Raw genomic sequence first — 1022 nt, 5'->3', positions numbered from 1 at the left:
CCCGGGCCCCGCCCGACGGCGCCCATGCGCTTGGGGCCGTGCGGTGTGGGCTGGTGGGGGTCATGGTGGGGGTGTGGATGTGGAGCAGGTGATCACCGAGCTGTACGGGCTCCGCCCGACGCAGTTCACTGCGGCCCGTGACGGATACGTCGCCCGGGCCCGGCAGGAGAAGAGCCCGGAGGCCGCCTGCCGGATCGCCGCCCTGCGTAAACCCACCCTCGCGCTCTGGTCCGCGGGCCTGTTCGCCCGCGAACGACCCGCCGACGCAGCCGCCTTCCTTCGCTTGGGCGGCCGGCTGCGGACCGCGCATCGGGAACTGGACGGGGCGCGGCTGCGCGTGCTCTCGCACGAGCGGCACCGGGTGATCGGCGCGCTTGCCCGCGAGAGCGTGCAGCTTGCGGGGGAGGTGGGGGAGCGGGTCAGTGAGAGTGTCCTGCGGGAGATCGAGCAGATCTTCCACGCCCTCCTCGTCGACGAGGGCGCCGGCCGGCGGTGGCTCGCGGGCCGACTGACGAGTGCCCCGACGGTACGGGTCGGGTTCGAAGGCGTAGCACCCGGGCCTGGCGCTGTACCGTCTTCCCCAGCCACGGCCTCCCGTACGCCACCGGCACCCTCCACCCAGCCGCCAGCGGCGGTGCGGGATGCGGTAGCCGAGCGGCGGGCGCGGGAACACGAGCGCCGCCTCGAAGCCGCTCGCCACGCCGAAGCCGAAGCCACGGCCGCCCACGAACAAGCCCTGACGGAGCTCGCCGAGGCCGCCACCGTCCTGGAGCGGGCCCGGGGTGAAGCGGCAGCCGTACGAGAGGAGCTCCACACGGTCCTGGTGAGGCTGGAGGCCGCTGAGAAGGCGGCTGCTGCCGCTGCCTCGCGCCACCACCGGGTCGAGGCAGCGGCGAAGAAGACCGGACAGGCAGCCGAGTCCGCAACCCGCCGTTTTCGGGACGCGCGGTGGTGGGTGAGGTGGGTGGCGGTGATGTCGGGCGCGTCGTTTTTGAGACCGGCGCAGACTCGGTAGGGCTTGA

At 73.5% G+C, this 1022-nt stretch carries 1 protein-coding gene; it reads left to right on the top strand.

Translation table 11 applies throughout. The features are described 5' to 3' along the window. Positions 1-73 precede the first annotated feature (73 nt). Complete coding sequence (locus AB0O29_RS36430) at positions 74-1015, top strand: hypothetical protein (protein ID WP_365160861.1); 942 nt, start codon at positions 74-76, stop codon at positions 1013-1015. The last annotated feature ends 7 nt before the right edge of the window (positions 1016-1022 follow it).

Source organism: Streptomyces sp. NPDC089915, from assembly GCF_040684675.1.
Lineage (GTDB): Bacteria > Actinomycetota > Actinomycetes > Streptomycetales > Streptomycetaceae > Streptomyces.
Note: the sequence above shows the minus strand (reverse complement) of the source record. Positions and strands in the feature narration are given on the sequence as shown.